The sequence below is a fragment of the Enterococcus sp. C50 genome (assembly GCF_040887505.1).
GTDB classification, from domain to species: domain Bacteria; phylum Bacillota; class Bacilli; order Lactobacillales; family Enterococcaceae; genus Enterococcus_B; species Enterococcus_B thailandicus.
Genome location: NZ_JBFOFW010000003.1, coordinates 35719 through 57438 on the forward strand (window position 1 = coordinate 35719; position 21720 = coordinate 57438).

The following is a 21720-nucleotide window of genomic DNA, read 5'->3' on the forward strand; positions in this document are numbered from 1 at the left end:
GATGGCAAGAAGTTTAAATAAGTCTTGCTATTTTCTTATAATGAACGTATATTACAAATGAAAAAAGTTTATGAAAAGTTGGAAGATTGAATGGAAAAACAAAAAAGATTGAAAAAAAGTCGCTATATCACAGGCTTTGATGGTATTCGTTCTTTAGCCGTAATGGGCGTTATTCTCTATCATTTGTTACCAAGAGTAATGACAGGTGGTTATTTGGGCGTACCGATATTTTTTGTGGTATCTGGTTATTTGATTACCGATTTATTGCGACAAGAATGGGAACAAAATGGAAAAATAAATATTTGGCAGTTTTATGTTCGAAGGATGAAGCGACTTTATCCGGGCTTAGTCTTTTTATTAGTTACTGCTTCAGCGTATATTACTTTGTTTCAGCGAGGTTTGTTAAATAACTTGCGAGGCACGGTTATCAGTAGTTTGTTTTATGTGAATAACTGGTGGCAAATCAATAATGGGCTATCTTATTTTGATCGGTTTGCCAACGAATCACCGTTTACTCACATTTGGTCTTTGGCAGTTGAAGGACAAAATTATCTGTTTTGGCCAATTATCTTTGTCGTACTGATGACTTTAGTTCGAAAGAAAAAATGGATTTTTTACACCGTATTGGGAATGTCGGGAATTTCAGCTATCCTGATGATGATTTTGTATTCACCTGGCGCAGATCCAACTCGTGTTTATTATGGAACAGATACACGACTATTTTCGATTTGGCTCGGCTGTGCGTTGGCTTTTGTTTGGCCAAGCACACGATTGAAAAAAGAGATACCTAAACAAGCGAAGAAGACATTGAATATCGCTGGATTGATTTCGTTTGTCTTATTGGTTTCAGCATTCTTTTTCTTCAATGACCATATGGACTTTGTTTATTACGGTGGGATGTTGTTAGTTAGCTTGTTGTGTGTGGTGTTAGTTGCGGTGACAGCTCATCCTGGCGCAAGCTGGAATAGGTGGTTAACGAACCCAATCTTTACTTGGGTTGGTAAGCGAAGTTATGGCATCTATCTTTACCAATTTCCTGTGATGATTTTTTATGAGGCAAAAGTTTCTAATATTGGCGACCACGTCTTGATGCACACGTTAATTGAAGTAACTTTGATTCTGTTGATTAGTGAATTGTCTTATCGCTATATTGAACGACCATTGGCACGTTTTGATTATAGCAAAACATTTTCAGTTGTTAAGGGCTGGTTCCAAAAACCAATTCTTAGTCTTGAAAAGCCGTGGCTAGTTCCAGGTTTACTAGTTGTCATCATTGCATTAGTTGGCTTTACGATTGCGCCAAAGAATGCTGTGACAGCGGATCAACAACAGTTACAAGAAAAAATTGCTGCGAATAAAAAATTAGCAGAAAAAAGTAAAGAAGAAAATGGCAAAGCTTCTGGAACACTTGATCAGAGTGTTTTGGATAAATATGATTTGACTAAGGCACAAGGAAAGAAAGCACAAAAACTGGAACTGACAGCTTTTGGCGATTCGGTTATGCTTGATGCAGCCACGGACTTAAAAGAAATTTATCCTAAAGTAGTTGTGGACGGTGACGTCGGACGCCAGCTTTATACGAGCGAACCTTATCTTGAAGAACTGAAAAAACAAGAGCTCTTGAAAGATACCGTGTTGGTTGGTTTAGGAACTAATGGTGCATTTTCAGAAACGCAATTTGATAGTGTGATGGACACGATAGGTGATCGCAAAGTCTACTGGGTAAATGTTCGAGTACCAACTAAACGCTGGCAAAATGATGTAAATGATATGCTAGCTAAAATGGCGAAAAAATATGATAATATGACCCTGATTGATTGGTATGACTACAGCAAAGATCACGATGAATGGTTCTACGACGATCAAGTTCATCCAAACCCTGAAGGAATGATCCATTATGCGCACTTTGTTAGCCAAGCGTTATTAGGTGGTAAAAGTTCAAGCAGTGAGTTAACGAAAGATTCAGAAGTAACTGACGAGGCAACGAATCAGGACAGTGAAGATTTAACTAATGGCGCAACTTCATCCTCGATGGCAAATACATCAGAAGATTTAGATACAGCACAATAAGAAAAAGACTTGAGATGAAGGTTCATCTCAAGTCTTTTTTTGTTCTAAATAGGAATAAGAATAAGTGTTTCCCATTACACCTTAGGGAAGATCAACGGAAAGATGCGTGTCTAAATAAAGTTCTTTTTGTTTTCGAGTTAATTTTTTAAAGGCAGACTCTGCTTTGGTTGCTTCACTTCTAGTTTCAAAACATTCTGCATGAATCATTTGTAAAGGGCGACGCTTACGTAAGCGAGTGTACTTGGCGCCTGTACCGTTGTTATGCTCGGCAAGTCTTCGCTCAAGGTTGGTTGTATATCCACCATAAAAAGTGTCGTCCTTACAAGCGAGAACATAAAAATAATGCTTAGTCTCCATAAAGCATACCACGTAATTCTGGCGTATACTGACCATCTTCATCATAAGTGATAAGTGGTGAAGAAACCTTAAACCCGTCTAATTTTCCTTCTTTGATACCTTCAATCAATAAAATATTGGCATCTTTTCCAGCTTTTGGGTAGACAAAGCGAATGCGTTTTGGAATGATTTGGTGTTCACGCATGACATCTAAAATTTCTAAAAAGCGTTCAGGTCGATGAACCATTGCAAAGCGCCCGTTTGTCTTTAAAAGTTTACTAGAGATTTGGATAACGTCATTGAGTGTTGTATAAATCTCATGTCTCGCAATGGCTAAGTGTTCATTTGGATTTTTTTTGTTTGTGGGCAATCCTTTGAAGTAGGGTGGATTACAGACAACAAGATCACAAGAATTATGACGAACAACTGCTAAACTATTTTTTAAATCGGTGGTATGAACAGTGACTTGGTCTTCTAAATGGTTAAGCACAACGCTTCTTTTCGCCATATCGGCTAAGCGAGGCTGTAGTTCAATCAAATCAATCTGTGCATTCGTTTTTCTACTTAAAAATAAACCGACTGCACCGTTTCCAGCACATAGGTCGACGATTTGTCCTCTTTTCGGCACACGCGCAAAATTTGCGAGTAAAACAGCATCAAGTGAAAAGGAAAAAACTTGCGCACTTTGGATAATTTTAATATCTTCTGCGTATAATTGGTCAATTCGTTCGTCTTCGTGAAGCATGGGTTTCCCTCCAAAGTGAATAAAATAATCGTTTGTATTATACTATGTTTGTTAAAAAGAACCAAGTTTGCTTGCCAAGGAAGATTTTTTTAGGCATACTATCTATGTTCAGCAAAGAGAAAGGAAGAGTCTATGTTTTATCGATTTATGCGCGGGGTTGTTCGAGTTGTCTTAGCGATAGTCAACGGCAATGCCCATTATGAAAATAAAGAATTGTTGCCTAAAGACGAGAATTACATATTAGTTGCGCCACATCGCACTTGGTGGGATCCATTGTACCTGGCTGTTGGGGCGGCACCAAAGAAATTTAGCTTTATGGCAAAAGAAGAGTTGTTCAAAAATTCGATTTTACGATTTATTTTGACACATGCGAATGCTTTTCCGGTCAAACGCGATAAACCAGGACCAAGCGCAATCAAAACACCTGTAAAAATATTGAAATCAACAGACTTGGGTCTAATCATGTTTCCAAGTGGTACGCGCCATGCGACAGAGTTGAAAGGTGGGATGGCGTTGATTGCTAAAATGGCAAAAGTGAAAATCGTTCCGGCTGTTTACCAAGGACCATTGACATTGGGGGATCTGTTTAAGCGCAAACGTGTAACGGTTCGGTTTGGAGAACCAATTGACTTATCTGACATTAAGAAAATGGATAAGGAAGGTTTGGAAGAAGTCGAACGTCGAACACAAGGTGCGTTTGATCAATTAGACAAAGAAGTAAATCCTGATTTTAAATATGAAATAAAATAAATGAGAAGCTACGAGAAAATCAATTTTGATTTTTTCGTAGTTTTTTGTTTCGTCTCTGTTTTTTTATGGATATAGGAGATGTGAAACATTTCTGTTACGACCTTCTGGGAAGTGTTATAATCATTAGAAGGACATTTTTTTGAGGTGAGTATATGCGTTTCTTGCACACAGCCGATTGGCATATTGGAAAAAAATTACAAGGCTATGATTTGCTTGAAGAACAAAAGCAAGTTATTTCAGATATTTTGAATGTAGCAAAAGAGGAACAAGTTGATGCAATCATCATCGCAGGTGATTTGTATGATCGAAGCGTGCCAGCGACGGAAGCAGTCGAGTTGTTTAATCAGTTGATGATTGATTGGAATTTAGAAGAAAAATTTCCGATTTTCGCAATTTCTGGCAATCACGATAGTAGCATTCGATTGTCGACAGGGACACCTTGGTTTAGTCAATCTGATTTTTTCTTGCGCACTCAGTTTGCTGAAGCGTTTCAACCGATTACGTTTGGTGACACACAGTTCTTTTTGTTACCTTACTTTGAACCAATTGCTGCTCGTTTATATTTTGAAGACGATGAAATTCGTACGATTCAACAAGCAATGACTTTAGTCGTTGAAAAAATGCAGACGCTATTTGAACCAAATAAAAAACAAGTATTAGTCAGTCACTTTTTTGTAACGGGAAGCTCAAAATCTGATTCAGAAACAAAGATTGAAGTCGGTGGTTTAGATGCAGTGTCTGGCGACTTGCTGAAAGATTTTGACTATGTTGCATTGGGTCATTTGCATAATCAAGCGGCTTTGCACCAAGAAAATGCACGCTACAGTGGCTCACCGTTGAAGTTTTCTTTATCAGAAATCAATCAGAAAAAAGGTGTCTGGATAGTTGATTTGAATGATCGTTTACAATTGACTTTCCGTGAATTAACACCTCTTCATGATATTCAAGAACTACAAGCAAATTTTAAAGAACTATTGAGCCCAGCTTTTTACCAAACAGTTAATCGGGAAAATTACACACAAATCTACTTAACAGACCGAACAATCATCCCCAATATGATGAATCAGTTGCGGAAAATATATCCAAGAATCTTAGGCGTGGAACGAGTGAACGGCCGTCTGGATACAATAACGACAAAACAGTCGGTAGAAATGAAAGATCCGAAATCAATGGCGACAACTTTCTTTAAAGAAATAACGGATGAACCACTGACAGATCATCAAGAAAAGTGGCTCACAGAAACTCTACAAGAACTAATGGAAATGGAATGATCAGTGATGAAACCACAAAAATTACGATTAAAAAACTTTGGTCCCTTTATTGATGAAACCATTGATTTTTCGCTTTTGACTGAAGCACCACTATTTTTGATTAGCGGTAAAACAGGTGCAGGCAAGACGACAATCTTTGATGGGATGACCTATGCTTTGTTTGGAGAAACTTCAGGGCGACTGCGCTCGGGAAAAGAGATGCGTTCATTATTTGCGACACCGGCAGAAGAAACCAGTGTCACTTTTTCGTTTGAACATCAGAAGCTAACTTATGAAGTCACGCGCAAACCTGAGCAAGTGCTGGCTAAGTTAAAAGGCGACGGAAATCGTAAGCAATCAGCGAAAGTTTCCTTAACAATTTTTAACGAATCAGGAAAAGAAGTGCGTCAGTTAACGAAACGCGGGGAAGTCGACGAGCTGATTAAAGAACTCTTGCACTTAGATGCTAAGCAATTTTCACAAATCGTACTATTGCCGCAAGGGGAATTTCGTAATTTTTTGATTTCATCTAGTAGCGAAAAGGAAGTAGTACTCCGTAATTTATTTGGTACGCAGATTTTCCAACAGTTCAATGAAATTTTAAAAGAAAAAGCCAAGAAACAACAAAAAACGCTTGATTACTTAGAACAAGAATTATTGCTTTTACAAAAACGTTTTGTTTCTCTAGAAGAACGAGATTTTTCTGAACTGAGCTTTGAAGAAGTGATGCAGTATTGGACAAAAGAACAGCAAGTGTTAGCAGAGAAAATCCAACTCGTTCAACAACAGTTGAAAAAAGAGCAAGTTGTTCAAGGAAAGCTAGAAAAAGAGTATTACCAAATCCAATCGGTACAAAAACAAAGAGCGGAAAAGCAAACGTTACTCGAAAAAATGGGGAATTTGCTTGAAATGCAAGACGAAATAACAGAAAAAAAACAATGGATTCGTTATTATGAGTTTGGACAACGTTTGCTTGATCCTGTATCACATAACAAAGAATACGAAAATGAACGGAAATTGCTTCTTGAAGATGAATTAAAGCAGAAAGAGCTGTTGGACGAGTTACAAGAAGAACTCACGCAGTGGAAAGAAAAAGTCGAAGAACGGCAAAACTTGCAAAAAGCAATTGAACGGTTAAATGATGACTATCAAGAAAAGAAAACATTACTTCCTCGTGTCAAAGAATACACCGAACAAGGCAAATCACTTCGATTGATCGATGAAGAACTAGCCGTCGCTACACAACAGTTAAAGGACTTTCAACAGCAACAAGGGGTATTGAATATACGCCAACAAGAAATAACGCAACTACTAGCAACACAAGAAGAACTAGCAAAGCAACAGCTTGCATTCGCAAACTTGCAGCAACAAAAAAGAGAGTGGGAAAGTGCACAACAAGTGACACAAAAACTTGACCAACAAAAAACAAAGAGCCAGAAACAACTAGCTCAGTTAAGTAGTGAAGCCACAGAAATTCAAGAGAAACGAAAAAAACATCAAGTGAAGATTGCCCAACTTAAAAGTCAGTGGGCGAAACAGCAGATTGCTCGATTGCAATTATTACTTTTGCCAGGGGAACCTTGTCCTGTCTGCGGTTCAGTAGAACATCCTCTAGAAAATACCAGTCATGAAGTACCTGAACAACAAGCTGTACAACAGCTAGAAAAAGAGCTAGCAGATGCGGAAGCCTATGCAGAATCATTAAACCAACGTCATGGTCAAAATGAAGCGTACGTAGCTAAACTTGAACAACAATTGGCAAAAGAAGAAAAAGAGTTAGCTGATTCATTGATAAAAGTAACAACTTGTGAACAAGCATTGAGTGAATCATTACAAGATTTTCCTTTGGCCGAGGATGCATCAAACATAACGATTACCAGTGAACAAATATCAGATTTGTTCAGTAAGATTGAACAAAAAATAATTCAAGAAGAGCAAACGTTGGCAAAAGCCAAGATTGAGCAAGTAGCCCTGCAAGCAAAACTTGAAAAAAATCGCCAAGCAGTTGAAGAACAACAAAAAATTCAGACAGATTTATTGGCGAAACACCAGCACAGTATTGGTCAAATGGAAACATTGAAGAAACAATTAGCAACAGTTGAAATTGATACACTGGAAGAAGTTGTCCAGCAGCTGGCTCAACAGATAGAAGAGCAAAGTAAACAATTAGCTCAAGAAAAAGCAGTCGGAGATAAACTCAATCAATCCATTGAGTTAACGAAAGCGCAACTTAGTCAAGTAACAGAACAATTAGCAAAATTGGCTGTCAAACAAATGAAAACAGAAGCAAAAATTCAGGATTTGTTAGCCGAACAAGAGTATTTTAATTCAGCAGATGAAGGAGTGTCTTTTGCTCAGCAACAAGTTGAATATGAGGAGTACAAAACGATTGTCGCAACATATCAAGAAGACCAATTGATTACGAAGGCGAAACTAGCACAACTAGAGTCGGTGGATTTGTCAGTTGAAGTGCCAGAGGATACCCATTTAGCTGAACAGATTGCGCAAGGAAAGCAAGTAATTGAAGAACAGCAAACGGCACTTTATAAAATCCAAGAGCAACAAGAAAATAATCAAGCGATTGTGACGGAATTTGCAGCACTTTATCAAACAAGTCAAAAGCAACTGGATGAGTTGGCACAGCTACAACAGCTTTCGCAAACAATCAATGGGGAAAACGTGAAAAAAATCAGTTTAGAAAGATATGTACTTCAAGTGTACTTACAAGAAGTACTCCAAGTTGCCAATACTCATTTACAACGTCTAACGAAAAATCGGTATCAGTTTGAGTTAGCCGATTCAGTTGGGAGCTATCGTGGCAAAACTGGATTGGAAATCAACGTGTATGATGACGAAGCTGGGATGACGCGAAGTGCGCACACCTTGTCTGGAGGAGAAAGTTTCATTGCTGCTCTCTCGTTAGCATTAGCGTTAGCCGAAGTCATTCAGGCACAGTCAGGCGGAATTACCGTTGAGGCGTTATTTATCGATGAAGGTTTTGGCTCATTAGATGAGGAAGCACTAGAAATGGCAATGGAAGCTTTGGAAACGATTGAAAGCGAAGGAAGGATGATAGGAATCATCAGTCACGTCAGAGAACTAAAAGAACGAGTGTTACAACAAATAAGAATTGATGCAAAAGGTAGTGGACAAAGTACCGTTCGCTATCATCTTGGATAAAGGGAGATTGATAACGATGAAATGGAGTATTCCGGAAAAAGTGATTGAACGCGGACGCAAATACTTGCAAGAAGGTCGAGTGTTATCGGTTGTTCCTGATCAAGAAAATATCGTATGGCATGCTGAAGTATTAGGTAGCGAATTGTACATGGTCGATTTAGATGGCACAGCAAAGGAAGTTGATTATTGCCAATGTCCTTATTGGGAAGAGCATCATTATTGTAAGCATACGGTGGCTGTTGAATTATATCTACGTTCGAAAAATGTTTCCCGAGTGATGAGAAAAGACCAGCCAATGCTTGAACCAGTTCGAACAGTTAGCGAGGGCGAGATTTTAACTAAGGGATTTGCGCGTTTACAAACGAAACAAGCAACGCGTGCGATTCAACCGTTAATTGTCGAGTATCAAGTTGAAGCGATTGAAACAAATCAATACCATCCAGAACTATCATTACTAGCAGTTTCTTTGAGAATCGGCTACTTAAAAGCACCTAAGAAAACCTATATTGTCAAAAATATTTATGATTTTTTGCAAGCTTATACCGAAAATGAAGCTTACACCGTAAATAAACAATATCAATTTGAATTGAATAAACGCGCGTTTCAAGGAGAAGATCAAACGATTTTGAGCTTATTCGCTGGAACGGCACAAACCCAACAACTACTGGGTGTCAGCGGTCTACAAGTCAAAGGAAAATTAGATAAGCGATATTTGATGTTACCCGTAGAGCAAGCAAAATATTTGTTGGAGCAGATGAATCAAACAACCCGTTTACAAGTGATAATTGATCAACAAACGTATCAGGGAATTGAATTTTCAGATCAAGAAAAGCCACTGCATTTTAAAGTAGTTAAAGAAGAAGATGCGTATCTATTACGTGCTGAAAATACATTTGATTTATTTTTTACTCACTATCAATGGGGAATGATGCAAGGAACGTTCTATTCCTTAACGAAACAACAGCAAACCATCTATCTTACCTGGCAACAACTAATGAAGCGTTTTGAAACACCTCAAGTCAGATTTGAAAAACAACAACTTTCTTCACTTTTTAAAGAACTGTTACCTCTGTTAACCCAAATTGCAGAAGTGGAAGTGACAGAAGAGGTGGAATCGGAAGTTGCAGATATCCCTGTTGAATTCGTGTTTTTCTTCCGGAAATCCAAAGGGAAAATTCAAGCGCGAATTGATTTTATTTATGAAGATGTCATTTATTCAACTGATGAGAAGCATGAAGTACAATCAGACTCTTCTCGTGAAATTTTACGAGATCAAGCACAAGAACAACGAGTGATTGACTTATTCAAGATGTATCACTATCAAGAAAATGAAACAGGTTATGAGCGGGTGTTGCCTGCGGGGGAAGAATTATACGCATTTTTCAGAACAGAATTAGCTGTTTTTCGCCAGTTCGGTGAAGTACGAATTGGAAAAAAATTACGTGAATTATATTTAGATGCTCAAAAGCACCAACCGCAAATCGAAGTGACTGAAACAGGTTCATGGTTAGATATCCGGTTTGATGTCACAGGAATCCAGGAAAAAGAGATCGATCATGTGCTACAAAGTTTGTTGCGCAATGATGCGTTCTACACGTTGGAAAATGGACAAGTTTTATCTTTTGACTCAGAAGAATTTCAACAAACAAGTGAGGTTTTGCGTCAGTTAAGAGAATCAATTCGTTCGGAAGCAGGAACAATCCATGTACCTAAAAATCAAGGTCTGATTGTTCAAAGCCAATTATCAGGAAGTCGAACAACCTTTAGCGATTCTTTCAAAAAAATGGTACAAGATCTGATCCAACCAGAAAACTATGAAGTGGCGTTACCTGAGGGACTGAATGCGAAATTGCGCGATTATCAAAGACAAGGGTTCCAGTGGTTAAAAATGCTCGGTCATTATCAATTTGGTGGAATTTTAGCTGATGAGATGGGGCTAGGTAAAACGCTACAAACAATCGCTTTTTTACTTTCAGAAAAAGAAGAAAAGAATGGGTTATCTGCACTGATTGTTGCTCCTGCAAGTCTGATTTATAATTGGCAAGCAGAAATCAGAAAATTTGCGCCTTCTTTAAGTGTTCAAGTGATAAATGGAAATAAAAAAGAACGGGAAACACTTCTTAAAAATGACGTTGATATTCGCGTAACTTCTTATGCAAGTTTGCGACAAGACGTTGCTGATTATCAAGAAATGTCGATTCAATATTTGGTTTTAGATGAGGCACAAATGGTAAAAAATAGTAGTACGAAAACGGCGCAAGCCTTGAGAGAACTACAAGTTCCACAACGATTTGCACTGAGTGGAACACCAATTGAAAATAATTTAGAAGAACTATGGTCATTATTTGCGACAATCATGCCTGGTTTCTTTCCAAATCGAACGAAATTCAGAGAACTTTCGACAGAAGAGATTGCACAAATGATTCGTCCGTTTGTCTTGAGAAGAGATAAGCAAACGGTGCTTCAAGATTTGCCAGAAAAAACGGAAATGAATTTATATTCTGCTTTAACAGAAGAACAAAAAACGGTTTATCTTGCTTATTTGCGCCAAATGCGTGAAGAAGTAGCTTCAATGGATGCAGAAGCATTTAAGAAAAATCGGATTGGAATTTTAGCTGGCTTAACACGCTTACGCCAAATTTGTTGTGATCCACGCTTGTTTATTGATGATTATCAAGGTGGGTCAGGAAAATTAGAACAAGTGAAAGATATGTTAGTAGCTGCCAAAGAAAACAACCGACGTGTATTACTCTTCTCTCAATTTACTGGGATGTTGAGCATCTTGGAAGAAGAGCTGGCAGAGCTAGGAATGACAACTTTCTATTTACGTGGAAGTACAAAACCACAAGATCGTTTAACAATGGTTGATGCTTTCAATGACGGTGAGCGAGATGTCTTTTTGATTTCATTGAAAGCTGGTGGGACCGGACTAAATCTGACAGGAGCAGACACCGTTATCTTGTACGATTTGTGGTGGAATCCCGCAATCGAAGAACAAGCAGCCGGACGGGCACACCGCATTGGTCAGAAAAACGTGGTGGAAGTTTGGCGAATGATTGCTGAAGGAACGATTGAAGAACGAATGAACTCTTTACAAAAAGAAAAACGAGAATTGTTCCAAAAAGTAATTCAAGGAAACGAAGAACAATTGACGAAGTTAACGGAAGACGATATTCGCATGATTTTAAGTGTGGGTGAATTGGAAGAGTAGGACTCAAAAAAAGTGCGGATTTAATCCGTTTTTTGAGAAAAAATTTGCCTAATTTTTTGCTAACAAAAATACTCAGGACAAACTACTTGTCCTGAGTATTTTTAACTTGATTAAGCAAAGACAGATTCCATTGTTTCAAGTAATTGATCGAATGAACTAATTTCGATGTCTGAAACAGGTGTTGTATCAATCGTTCTTCCACGGTGATTAAACCAAAGAGAATGCCAATCTGCACGATGCGCGCCAAGAACGTCATTGTCATAGTTGTCACCAACGTAGAGTGTTTCTGCTGGTTCCATTGAAAATGTTGCGGCTGCTAATTGGAAAATTTCTTTTTCAGGTTTTTGAAAACCAGTTGCTTGAGAAACAATCATATTTTTAGTTGGAATCCAATTTGCTAATTGTAGTTGGCTTAATTTTTTTGATTGGTGATCTGTTGGACCGTTCGTGATAATACCCATAGGTACGTGTTTTTCTTTTAGAAAGTCAAGTGTTTTGCGAACCTCATCATGTAGACAAATATTGTTTAGTTCGTCTTCATATACTTTTTGGAAAAACAAACCATCTTCTTCAGTAATATGTGGATAGTCTAAATCTTTTAGCGACTGGCTAATCCGATGTGCCCGCATATATTCTAATGTCCATTCCCCAGCCATCACTTTTGGGAAGTTTTCATCACTATGATGACGGAAACGAATATATAATGGATGCATATCTTCATCTGAAACCAGCGGAACCACTTTATTCACCGCATTTTTAAATGGTTGTTGTTGGTCATACATTGTATCGTCAACATCAAATACAACAGCTTTAATCAAATCTTACACGCCTTTCGATTTTCATTTGTTTTTTTCACAAATCCTTCATCATTGTATCAGAAAAAAATCTCGATAAACGTTGATAATAAAGGTTTTTATTACTGTATTTTCTAGTTGTTGTTGTAGCAACGTTTTTAAATTTCAGTTTTTTTCACCAAAAATGATATAAAAAAAGAAAAAGATGACTAGAACAATCAATTAAGCTTTTTTGAGATTTTTTTGAGAGATAATTTTTCTTTTAAATCTAAAGAAATTGTTTAGAAATCAAATTTTGATACAGTAGCAAAATTTTGCAGGAAACTTTAAATAACACTATCTTTGTTTTTAATTTAGAATAATTTTAATTACTTGTTTTTTATGTTAACAGTGTTGTTATTTAGTACAGATGAAATAGGCGTTATGTTAAACTTTTTTTATCGACTGCTGAATAGGCTTAATTGATTTCGTAGGAATAAAAAACATGTTTGATCTAATGTATCCGATTTCTTTTTGCTTTAGTGATTTTAAAATAGTACAGTTTTTCAGGCTGTTTAATTTTGCAATAAAATTGCAAAACGATTGGAGTTTTCTCATTTTCAAATGTGTATCAAAATGAAAAACCTTGCTTTAACTGTAAAAAAACCTTAGATAACATTCATTTTTGAAAAAAAATGTATAAAAAAAGGTAGCTATTTAATTTGCGATTAGGTATAATAGAAACAGATGGAAGATGAAATGAGTCTTCTGTTACAAAAATGTGATGATTTTCACGAAAAGGAGTGGTGCACGTTGTTAACACTATATACTTCCCCAAGTTGTACATCCTGTAGAAAGGCTCGTGCGTGGCTGCAAGAGCATCAAATCCCATTTGTTGAGCGTAATATTTTCTCTGAACCGTTGAATAGCGCTGAATTAAAAGCTATTTTACAAATGACAGAAGATGGTACAGAAGAAATTATTTCAACGCGATCAAAGGTATTTCAAAAGTTAAATATGGATTTAGATGAGCTACCATTGCCAGAGCTACTAGACTTAGTTCAAAAAAACCCTGGATTGCTTCGTCGTCCAATTATGATTGACGACAAACGTTTGCAAGTTGGCTTCAATGAAGATGAAATTCGCCGTTTCTTACCACGCGATGTTCGCCAATTAGAGTTACGTCAGGCCCAGTTAATGGCTGGATTATAAAAGATTATCAAACTTGGAAGACTGTCTGTAGATGGTCTTCCAAGTTTTTTGTTATAATAAAAAATTTGGCTGATATTTTTAGTTCAAGGATTATGGTTATTTATTTGTGATTAGATAAGAAATCATTACACAATTATAAAAAATAGCGTAGGGTGATTGTTTCAGTAGCTGTTTCAATAAAGAAAAATTTTTTAACTTTCTATTGGTAAAGTAAGGTTTTTCTTTACATTTAACTGGTTTTCGCTACAATGAAGCTATATTAACCGTTGCGGCAAAGTGAGGTGTTGCGAAATGGAAATGGAACATATCAATGAAAATACCATCCGCGTATTGATTGGTCATGAAGATTTAGAAGAACGAGGTGTTTCTTTTTTAGATTTGTTGGGTAATCACAAGGAGATAGAGAATTTCTTCTATAGTATTTTAGAAGAAGTCGATATCGAAGAAGAATTTCGTGGAAGCGAAGCTGTGACTTTCCAAGTTTTGCCAAAGGGTGATGGGCTAGAATTATTTATTAGTAAGAATTTGCCTGATGAAGAAATGATTCAAGCACACGATGGTCCGATTGACTCAGATGATGTTAGTGAGTTCTTGCGCCAGCAAATGATGGATGATTATGATGAACCCAAAGATGCGGAAGATGAGCCTGTAAAAGCAGATGAGAGTCGTGCGATTTTTGTGTTTGATGATTTTGAACAAATGATTCAGTTGGCTCAAGATGTGCGATTAGAGTCTGCTTGGACAGATTTATATTTGTTTGACGAAAAGTATTATTTATCGGTACATTTTTGGCTCGAAAATCTTAACCAAGCAGATGTAGAAAATCAAATTGCGAGAATTCTTGAATTTTCTAAGAAGAGTGATCGAACTGCAGACGCGTTGAGTGAGCATGGAAAATGTTTAATGGAACGAAATGCGATTGAACGCACTAGATTTTATTTCAACTAAATATTGTCATTGAAAAAGAAGCTGAGGTAAAAGCAGCCTAAATGAAAAAAAGCCTAAAACTCGTTGTTGAAAACGTAGATTTTAGGCTTTTTTTGATTGAAAAATAGATTAAGAACGACTGGATTTTTAGTTTTGTCCCAGTTTCTTTTTTTTGTAAAAAAAATCATTGAAAATCGCGTAACTTTTTTTGAGAAACAAAAAAGGGAGAGTACAATGTTGTGTGCAATCAATCAATATGGAAAAAGATTCATTGCTAGTCAAGCTGTGAAACAAGAAATTTATTTTTGTCCAGGCTGTCGGTTGCCGGTGATTTTAAAACAAGGAAAGCAAGTTCGTGCACATTTTGCACATAAGAAAAGTAGTGTATGTCAAGTTTTTAGCGAAGCAGAATCAGAGGAGCATGTATTCCTGAAAGAAGTCTTCTATCAATGGTTAAAAAAATTCGCTGAACAGGTAGAAATAGAACCTTATTTGTCTGAATTAGCCCAAAGACCAGATTTACTTAGCGAAAATTTTGCATTTGAGATCCAATGTTCACCATTAGCTTATTCACGATTTATTGAACGGACAACGAATTATCAGCGTAAGCAGTTCACCGTTTGGTGGATTCTTAGCAGTAGTTTGATTAACAAAAAGTTGTTAGCAGGCCCCAAATTATCACAATTAATGAAAGGTGCTTGCCGCTATGACGAGCAACGTCATGTTCATTTTTGGGCGGTGGATAGACACACAGGAAAGTTGTATCTTTATCATGAGTTGACGTTGTCTGTCGCTCAGGAAATCAGTTATCGGGTAATGGAGTGGTCATTTTATACTTGTTCTTTAACTAAGATTCTGACCAATCAGTTGGTTAGTGACACACAAATCGTTGCTAGTCGAGCTAAAAAAGAAATTTATCAGGAACTTGATTGGCAATTGCGCCGGAAACAAGATGCTCTTTTGCAAGTTCAAGAGTTTTGTTATATGAGAGGAAAGCATCTTCTCTATCTTTCCTCATGGATCTATCAGCAAAGTGCATTTTTCTTTTTCTTTGGGACAAACGTGCTTGTGTATCGAGTACTATTTGAGGAAACGTTGCAGGAAAAACGACTGCTTCATTATCTTTGCTGGCGTGAAAAGCTTGAAGACGTGGCCCCAGAGTGGTTGTTTCCATTGATTTCGAAAGAACAAATGTATTGGCGATTTTTTGAAGAGTGTTGTGACCTATGGAAAAAGAAAGTGGATAACTAAAAAGTTAAAAAACTTTTGTTAGAATATTTAGACGAATTTAAGCAAGAAGCTTTTGTCTGAGAAAATTTGTGATAAGATGAAGAAAGATTAAGAAAAAGGAGTCGATTTCATGAGTGAAACAACCCAATTACCGAATCGCGAAGAACTATCTGAAAATTTAACTTGGGATTTGACGAAAATTTTTGCAAATGATCAAGAATTTGACGAAAAATATCAAGAACTATCTGAGGAACTGACACAGGCAGAAAAGTATAAGGGAACGCTAGCTAACGGCGCAACCGCATTTTTGAATGCGCTTGAGTTTGTTTTAGATGTTTATCGTAAAATTGAAGTGTTGTACGTTTACGCTCATTTGAAGAATGATCAAGATACTGCAAACACGACATATCAAGCTTTGCATTCACGTGCGGGTAGCTTAATGGCAAAAGTGGGTGAATCAGTTTCTTGGTTGGAACCAGAAGTTCTCCAATTATCAGATGAAACGATTTGGAGTTACTTTGAAGAAGAGCCAAAATTAGAAATCTATCGCCATTTTGTTCAGCAAATGGTAGATAATCGTGCGCACGTCTTATCGGCTGATCAAGAAGCACTTTTAGCTGGTGCTGGAGAAATTTTTGGTGCATCAAGTAGTACATTTTCCGTATTGAATAATGCTGATTTAGTTTTTCCAACTATAACAGGAGAAAATGGCGAAAAAATCCAACTTTCTCATGGGGGCTATGGTCAGTTGTTAGAAAGTACAGACCGTTCTGTACGTGAAGCGGCATTTAAAGGACTATATGAAGTATATGAACAATTTAGGAATACTTTTGCTTCGACTTTGAGTGCACACATCAAAGGGTACAATTTTAAAGCGAAAGCACGTCATTATCATTCTGCTCGTGAAGCTTCTTTAAGCAACAACCATGTGCCTGAAAGTGTATATGATACATTGGTTGAAGTAGTGAATAAGCATTTGCCATTATTACATCGTTATATGGAATTGCGTAAACGTTTATTAAATGTTGAAGAACTACACATGTATGATTTGTATACTCCGGTATTAGGGGAAGCGCCAATCAAGTTTTCTTATGAGGATGCAAGAGCAAAAGCCTTAGAAGCTTTACAGCCAATGGGTGAAGAGTACATGGCAGTTGTTGAAGAAGCATTTGCTGATCGTTGGATCGATGTGGTTGAAAACAAAGGAAAACGCAGCGGAGCGTATTCTTCAGGAAGCTATGATACGAAACCATACATTTTGTTGAATTGGCATGATACATTAGATCAATTATTTACCTTAGTTCATGAAATGGGTCATAGCGTGCATAGTTTCTTTACTCGTTCAAACCAACCTTATGTTTATGGAGATTATTCAATTTTCTTGGCAGAGATTGCTTCGACAACAAATGAAAATATTTTGACTGAGTATTTGTTGGAAACAGAAACAGATCCTCGTGTGCGTGCATACGTGTTAAATCATTATTTGGATGGTTTCAAAGGAACAATTTTCCGTCAAACACAATTTGCTGAATTTGAACATTTTATGTATGTTGAAGACGCAAAAGGTGTGCCATTAACAAGTGAATATTTAAGTGAAAGTTATGGAAAATTAAATGCAAAATATTACGGACCAGCAGTAGAAGAAGATCCAGAAATCAAATATGAATGGTCACGGATTCCACATTTCTATTATAATTACTATGTTTTCCAATATGCGACAGGTTTTTCTGCAGCGTCTGCATTAGCGAAGAAAATCTGGGCGAAAGAACCAGATGCGTTAGGTAACTACCTAGCTTATTTGAAAGCAGGAAACAGCGATTATCCAGTGGAAGTAATGAAAAAAGCAGGTGTTGATATGACGCAAGCAGCTTATATTGAAGATGCAATGGCGATGTTTGAAAAACGTTTGGATGAATTAGAAGCATTGATTGATGAGTTATAAAAATCAAGAGGGTAAAGAATGTTTCAAATGAGAAAACGAATTTTTCGTGTGCAGATACAAAAAAAGAATTTATGAAGCTGAATAAAGAGTCTCGACTTTTGTCGAGGCTCTTTATTTTTAGTGAAATAAAAAACATCCAAAACAGAATATTCAATCTGTCTTGGATGTTAAATAGATCTTATTTGTTTTGAATAAAAGTTAATTTGAAAGTAAAGATAAGTGGCTTGCGCCAGTTGTAAATTTTGAACCAGTTGTATGTAATTGTTGACCAGTAAAAATTTGATAGGATTCATCAGTTACTTTACAAAGTTCTTGAATACGGTGAACAGTATTTGTCCCTTCGACTAAAACGCCGAAATCACAATCATATGCGTAGTTATAAACAACCGCGGAAGGATGTTTGGTAATCCCCATCTCTCGAGCGATTTTCTGATCAGAGAAAAAAGCTTCCTTTACAAATTCAGATTGACGGTCTTCTTTGAACATTGCTAAATCTCCACCAATAGACGCAAAAAGTTCCTCAGATAAAGCTTGTGAATAAGGAATATCTTTACAGCCTACAGCTTCTTGCAATTTAATCAAAAATTGACGTCCTTTTTTCTTTCCTTGAAACTGTGCAGCTTTACAATCAAGTGATGCAGAGTAGATTGTTGAAAATAAATTGTTACGTTCTTCTAAATCTTGACGATCAATGCCTCGTGTTTGCATGACATCCCCGATTGTCTGCAAGTTAACTAAAGGTAAAAAACGAAATTGAACTTTTTTGTTTTTTAGATTTGTCGTCCCATATTCTTCTTCGATGAACTGTAACAGCTGCCGTTCCATATTAAAACAGTATTTCCCCAAAGGGTTCACGAAAAGATAAATTTCGATCATATGAATCTCCCCCAAAAATAGATTCTATATAATTAGTGAATACTTTCATCCACAGACTATAACTTAACAGAAAAGGCGCAAAAAATGAACTCATGCGCCTTGTGAAAATGAAAGAAATCTAATTTTTTGCCTCAATCATTCGATGGATTTTATTTTTCGCCGGACGATAAGGAAGGTTGAAAGAACTTAGAAACTGCAAAAAATCAGCGCTTGTAGTAGTCGTGTCCTGTACTTCGAGCTCTAATTCATAGTCATGTAAATTCTGTGCCCAACTTTGATCGATAGCTAAGAGGCCTTCCTTTATGTGAAACTCTGCACGTTTAGTCGTTAACTCTCCAGTTTTGATGAGTTGAGAGGAGTGAATGCCAAGCTCAATTAACTTTTCAAAGACGTGACCTGTGATTGGTAGCACATTTGATTGGAGGATGTCGTCAGCACAAGCTTTGGTTAGTGTATCAGTTGTTTCTAAAAGTCCAGATGTTGTTGGCGTTTTTAATGTGTATTCTGCCAAGTTCTCATATCTTCGGATGCGTAGTCCACAATTTTTTGCTTTTAATTGAAAATCAGGTGTGTCAAAGTAACTGTTTGTTTGCGTTTTAAAATCGGTTGCTGTCAATTGATAATGGGTAATTAATTGTTGATATTCTGATTGAGAAAGCATTGTTTTGAATTCAATCTCTAAATTTTCTGCCATGTTATTCGCCCCTTTTTCTTTATTTTGCCTAAATTTTCTTTTCTGGTCAATGAAAGGGTGAACGATTACGGAAACTCTTGGTTGTATGGTAAAATAGGCAATGAATGTCAGTGCAAAGTAGAGGTATGAGTTATGGAACGAGATTGGGAAACATTTTTAGCACCATATGAACAAACTGTATCAGAATTGAAAGTTAAGTTACGTGGGATTCGTAAACAATTCCGTGAACAAAATCAACATGTGCCAATTGAATTTGTAACTGGTCGTGTGAAACCAGTCGATAGCATTGTAACAAAATCTCAGTTACGACATATTCCGATGGGACGGTTAGAAGAAGAAATGTCCGATATTGCTGGGTTACGTATTATGTGCCAGTTTGTCGAAGATATCCACCAAGTTGTGGAAGTGATTCGTAACCGTAAAGACATGAAGGTAATTCAAGAAAGAGACTACATTACGAATAAAAAAGCGAGTGGGTATCGTTCCTATCATTTAGTAATCGAATATCCTGTTCAGTTGATTAGCGGCGAAAAGAAAATATTAGCTGAAATCCAAATTCGAACATTAGCGATGAATTTTTGGGCAACAATTGAACATTCACTAAATTATAAATACCAAGGCGTCTTTCCAGAAGAAATGAGTGAACGATTGCAACGTGCCGCAGAAGCTGCCTATCAATTAGATGAAGAAATGTCTAATATTCGTGAAGAAATTCAAGAGGCACAGCGCCTATTTTCTCATGGTCGAGGAAAATCAGATGATGTTTATTATCGAACATTGCTGGATAAAGAAGATGAGAAGCAAGGAGGCAACGAATGAAAGTAGCCATTGTTCATAATAATGAAGCAAAAACATTAGAAGTTACCGAACGGTTGGTTGCTCTTTTAACGCAAGCTGGTATCAAAATCAATGAAAAAAATCCAGAATTGGTGATTTCGGTTGGAGGGGATGGAACGTTACTTTCGGCTTTTCATCGGTTTAATCATCGGTTGAATGAAGTTCGCTTTTTAGGTGTGCATACTGGGCATCTTGGTTTTTATACAGACTGGCGCGATTACGAACTAGAAGAGTTAGTCGATAGTTTATTGACGACGCGCGAACAAAGTGTTAGTTATCCGTTACTCGATGTGCGAATTAGTTACACAAATGATCAACCAGATAAACATTTTTTTGCATTGAATGAATCAACAATCAAACGTGCGAACCGGACGATGGTTGCTGATGTGTATATCAAAGATGAATTGTTTGAAAGTTTTCGTGGTGATGGATTGGCGATTTCGACACCGACTGGCTCTACTGCGTACAATAAAAGTATTGGTGGAGCGGTTATCCATCCTAGTATCAATGCCTTTCAATTAACAGAAATTGCCTCTTTGAATAATCGTGTTTTTCGGACGTTAGGTTCCCCCATTGTAATTGGGCAAGATGAGTGGGTTGAAATCAAGTTAGAAAATACAGAAGATTATTTGGTGACAGTTGATCAATTGGACGTGGCAAAGGGACACATTCATTCAATTTATTACCGAATTGCGAAAGAACGCATCCATTTTGCTTCTTATCGACATATGCATTTTTGGCATCGCGTGAAGGATGCCTTTATTGGTGAGGGATAGTATGCAGTTTACATGGGTTTATCAAAAGGAGCATCCGCAACAAGTAAAATATTTCTTGAAAGAACAAGGGATTTCTAAAGGTTTATTAGCAAAAATAAAATTCCAAGGCGGCGAAATCAAAGTCAATGACCAAGTCGAAAATGTCTTGTTTTCTCTGACAGACAATGATAAGGTAACCATTGTGATTCCTGCTGAAGGAGAGCATGAAACGGTTCTTTTAGATGAGACACCAATCGACATTGTTTTTGAAGATGAACATGTTTTGGTAGTCAATAAACCAGCGGGTGTTTCTTCGATTCCGGCACAATACCATCCTAATGGTACGATGGCGAATCGGGTCAAAGCGTATTACAAAAAACAAGCGTATGAAAACCAAGTGATCCACGTAGTAACCAGATTGGATCGAGATACATCTGGATTGATGCTATTTGCCAAACATGGTTTTGCTCATGCCAAGTTGGATACGCAACTTCGAGAAAAGAAATTTACGAAGAAATATCAAGCATTAGTTAGCGGAAAACTAAATGAATTACAAACGCATGGACGCATTGAATTGCCGATTGCGAGGGACTATACTTCGTTACTGAAACGAACGATTTCCCCAGAAGGTCGAGCTGCGGAAACAGAGTATTGGCTTGATCAAGCTTTTTCAGATGCAGCGTTAGTTGATATTCAACTTCATACAGGGCGTACGCATCAAATTAGGGTTCATTTTGCTGCAATAGGTTGTCCTTTGCTAGGTGATGATATGTATGAGGGACGCATGGATTTGGGTATCCAAAGACAGGCGCTCCATTGTTATGATTTACGCTTTTATCATCCTTTTACTCAAGAATTATTAGAATTTAAGCAGCCACTAGCAGAAGACATGACAGCAGTGATCAAACGTTTTAAAGATTAAGGTGAGGTGA

General features: G+C 37.1%; 17 protein-coding genes. 12 read left to right on the forward strand and 5 right to left on the reverse strand.

Annotated features, from left to right (window positions below; genetic code table 11):
* The first annotated feature begins 90 nt into the window (after positions 1 to 90).
* Positions 91 to 2070 carry an acyltransferase family protein gene (locus AB3I20_RS04995; RefSeq protein WP_368027046.1) on the forward strand — a complete coding sequence of 660 codons (1980 nt, stop codon included), beginning with the start codon at positions 91 to 93 and terminating at the stop codon, positions 2068 to 2070.
* 81 nt (positions 2071 to 2151) lie between these two features.
* Here AB3I20_RS04995 and AB3I20_RS05000 read toward each other — a convergent pair whose 3' ends face one another.
* Positions 2152 to 2427, reverse strand: coding sequence for a GIY-YIG nuclease family protein (locus tag AB3I20_RS05000; RefSeq protein WP_075491245.1), 276 nt, complete (start codon positions 2425 to 2427; stop codon positions 2152 to 2154).
* Positions 2417 to 3151: a tRNA1(Val) (adenine(37)-N6)-methyltransferase gene (locus AB3I20_RS05005; RefSeq protein WP_071868919.1), complete on the reverse strand. Its 735-nt coding sequence runs from the start codon at positions 3149 to 3151 to the stop codon at positions 2417 to 2419. Before AB3I20_RS05005 ends, AB3I20_RS05000 begins: the two co-directional genes overlap by 11 nt.
* A 132-nt stretch (positions 3152 to 3283) precedes the next feature.
* Here AB3I20_RS05005 and AB3I20_RS05010 point away from each other — a divergent pair, with 132 nt between their 5' ends.
* The 4 genes from AB3I20_RS05010 (at position 3284) to AB3I20_RS05025 (ending at position 11542) form a co-directional block, all read left to right on the forward strand.
* Positions 3284 to 3901, forward strand: coding sequence for a 1-acyl-sn-glycerol-3-phosphate acyltransferase (locus tag AB3I20_RS05010; protein ID WP_067483031.1), 618 nt, complete (start codon positions 3284 to 3286; stop codon positions 3899 to 3901).
* Positions 3902 to 4053: 152 nt separating this feature from the next.
* On the forward strand, positions 4054 to 5172 hold the full coding sequence (locus tag AB3I20_RS05015) for an exonuclease SbcCD subunit D (RefSeq protein ID WP_067483029.1): 1119 nt from the start codon (positions 4054 to 4056) through the stop codon (positions 5170 to 5172).
* A gap of 6 nt (positions 5173 to 5178) precedes the next feature.
* Positions 5179 to 8331, forward strand: coding sequence for an AAA family ATPase (locus AB3I20_RS05020; RefSeq protein ID WP_368027047.1), 3153 nt, complete (start codon positions 5179 to 5181; stop codon positions 8329 to 8331).
* Between the two features lie 16 nt (positions 8332 to 8347).
* A complete protein-coding gene (locus AB3I20_RS05025) occupies positions 8348 to 11542 on the forward strand; it encodes a DEAD/DEAH box helicase (RefSeq protein ID WP_095803834.1) in 3195 nt (1064 codons plus the stop codon).
* 110 nt (positions 11543 to 11652) lie between these two features.
* On the opposite strand, the gene AB3I20_RS05030 is transcribed toward AB3I20_RS05025, so the two are convergent.
* A complete protein-coding gene (locus AB3I20_RS05030) occupies positions 11653 to 12360 on the reverse strand; it encodes an HAD family hydrolase (RefSeq protein WP_067483023.1) in 708 nt (235 codons plus the stop codon).
* A 768-nt stretch (positions 12361 to 13128) separates the two neighbouring features.
* Between AB3I20_RS05030 and spxA the strand changes: the two genes are divergently transcribed.
* From spxA to pepF, 4 genes are all read left to right on the forward strand, one after another.
* Entirely contained in the window at positions 13129 to 13527 is a 399-nt protein-coding gene (gene spxA / locus AB3I20_RS05035) for a transcriptional regulator SpxA (protein WP_067483021.1), read from the forward strand.
* 291 nt (positions 13528 to 13818) lie between these two features.
* Positions 13819 to 14475, forward strand: coding sequence for an adaptor protein MecA (locus tag AB3I20_RS05040; protein ID WP_071868922.1), 657 nt, complete (start codon positions 13819 to 13821; stop codon positions 14473 to 14475).
* 213 nt (positions 14476 to 14688) lie between these two features.
* Positions 14689 to 15705: a competence protein CoiA gene (locus AB3I20_RS05045; protein WP_368027048.1), complete on the forward strand. Its 1017-nt coding sequence runs from the start codon at positions 14689 to 14691 to the stop codon at positions 15703 to 15705.
* A gap of 109 nt (positions 15706 to 15814) precedes the next feature.
* Positions 15815 to 17626 carry an oligoendopeptidase F gene (gene pepF, locus AB3I20_RS05050; RefSeq protein ID WP_368027049.1) on the forward strand — a complete coding sequence of 604 codons (1812 nt, stop codon included), beginning with the start codon at positions 15815 to 15817 and terminating at the stop codon, positions 17624 to 17626.
* Between the two features lie 198 nt (positions 17627 to 17824).
* Here pepF and AB3I20_RS05055 read toward each other — a convergent pair whose 3' ends face one another.
* Together AB3I20_RS05055 and AB3I20_RS05060 are read right to left on the reverse strand one after the other, a co-directional pair.
* Complete coding sequence (locus tag AB3I20_RS05055) at positions 17825 to 18502, reverse strand: ClpXP adapter SpxH family protein (protein ID WP_071868925.1); 678 nt, start codon at positions 18500 to 18502, stop codon at positions 17825 to 17827.
* Between the two features lie 118 nt (positions 18503 to 18620).
* Positions 18621 to 19196 (reverse strand): CYTH domain-containing protein, encoded by a 576-nt coding sequence (locus AB3I20_RS05060; protein ID WP_067483012.1) that lies wholly within the window; start codon positions 19194 to 19196, stop codon positions 18621 to 18623.
* A 132-nt stretch (positions 19197 to 19328) separates the two neighbouring features.
* On the opposite strand from AB3I20_RS05060, the gene AB3I20_RS05065 reads away from it, so the two are divergent.
* The 3 genes from AB3I20_RS05065 to AB3I20_RS05075 are packed head-to-tail and all read left to right on the forward strand — an operon-like array spanning position 19329 to position 21710.
* Complete coding sequence (locus tag AB3I20_RS05065) at positions 19329 to 20015, forward strand: GTP pyrophosphokinase family protein (protein WP_067483009.1); 687 nt, start codon at positions 19329 to 19331, stop codon at positions 20013 to 20015.
* Positions 20012 to 20809 carry an NAD kinase gene (locus tag AB3I20_RS05070; RefSeq protein ID WP_067483007.1) on the forward strand — a complete coding sequence of 266 codons (798 nt, stop codon included), beginning with the start codon at positions 20012 to 20014 and terminating at the stop codon, positions 20807 to 20809. The genes AB3I20_RS05065 and AB3I20_RS05070 overlap by 4 nt, the downstream gene beginning before the upstream one ends.
* Position 20810: 1 nt before the next feature.
* Entirely contained in the window at positions 20811 to 21710 is a 900-nt protein-coding gene (locus AB3I20_RS05075) for an RluA family pseudouridine synthase (RefSeq protein ID WP_368027050.1), read from the forward strand.
* Positions 21711 to 21720: the final 10 nt, after the last annotated feature.

What these genes read in the sequence shown, in the direction of transcription:
- AB3I20_RS04995 (WP_368027046.1), top strand. Translation starts at nt 91, where the DNA reads ATGGAAAAACAAAAAAGATTGAAAAAAAGTCGCTATATCACAGGCTTT.
- AB3I20_RS05000 (WP_075491245.1), bottom strand. Translation starts at nt 2,427, where the DNA reads ATGGAGACTAAGCATTATTTTTATGTTCTCGCTTGTAAGGACGACACT.
- AB3I20_RS05005 (WP_071868919.1), bottom strand. Translation starts at nt 3,151, where the DNA reads ATGCTTCACGAAGACGAACGAATTGACCAATTATACGCAGAAGATATT.
- AB3I20_RS05010 (WP_067483031.1), top strand. Translation starts at nt 3,284, where the DNA reads ATGTTTTATCGATTTATGCGCGGGGTTGTTCGAGTTGTCTTAGCGATA.
- AB3I20_RS05015 (WP_067483029.1), top strand. Translation starts at nt 4,054, where the DNA reads ATGCGTTTCTTGCACACAGCCGATTGGCATATTGGAAAAAAATTACAA.
- AB3I20_RS05020 (WP_368027047.1), top strand. Translation starts at nt 5,179, where the DNA reads ATGAAACCACAAAAATTACGATTAAAAAACTTTGGTCCCTTTATTGAT.
- AB3I20_RS05025 (WP_095803834.1), top strand. Translation starts at nt 8,348, where the DNA reads ATGAAATGGAGTATTCCGGAAAAAGTGATTGAACGCGGACGCAAATAC.
- AB3I20_RS05040 (WP_071868922.1), top strand. Translation starts at nt 13,819, where the DNA reads ATGGAAATGGAACATATCAATGAAAATACCATCCGCGTATTGATTGGT.
- AB3I20_RS05045 (WP_368027048.1), top strand. Translation starts at nt 14,689, where the DNA reads ATGTTGTGTGCAATCAATCAATATGGAAAAAGATTCATTGCTAGTCAA.
- pepF (WP_368027049.1), top strand. Translation starts at nt 15,815, where the DNA reads ATGAGTGAAACAACCCAATTACCGAATCGCGAAGAACTATCTGAAAAT.
- AB3I20_RS05055 (WP_071868925.1), bottom strand. Translation starts at nt 18,502, where the DNA reads ATGATCGAAATTTATCTTTTCGTGAACCCTTTGGGGAAATACTGTTTT.
- AB3I20_RS05060 (WP_067483012.1), bottom strand. Translation starts at nt 19,196, where the DNA reads ATGGCAGAAAATTTAGAGATTGAATTCAAAACAATGCTTTCTCAATCA.
- AB3I20_RS05065 (WP_067483009.1), top strand. Translation starts at nt 19,329, where the DNA reads ATGGAACGAGATTGGGAAACATTTTTAGCACCATATGAACAAACTGTA.
- AB3I20_RS05070 (WP_067483007.1), top strand. Translation starts at nt 20,012, where the DNA reads ATGAAAGTAGCCATTGTTCATAATAATGAAGCAAAAACATTAGAAGTT.
- AB3I20_RS05075 (WP_368027050.1), top strand. Translation starts at nt 20,811, where the DNA reads ATGCAGTTTACATGGGTTTATCAAAAGGAGCATCCGCAACAAGTAAAA.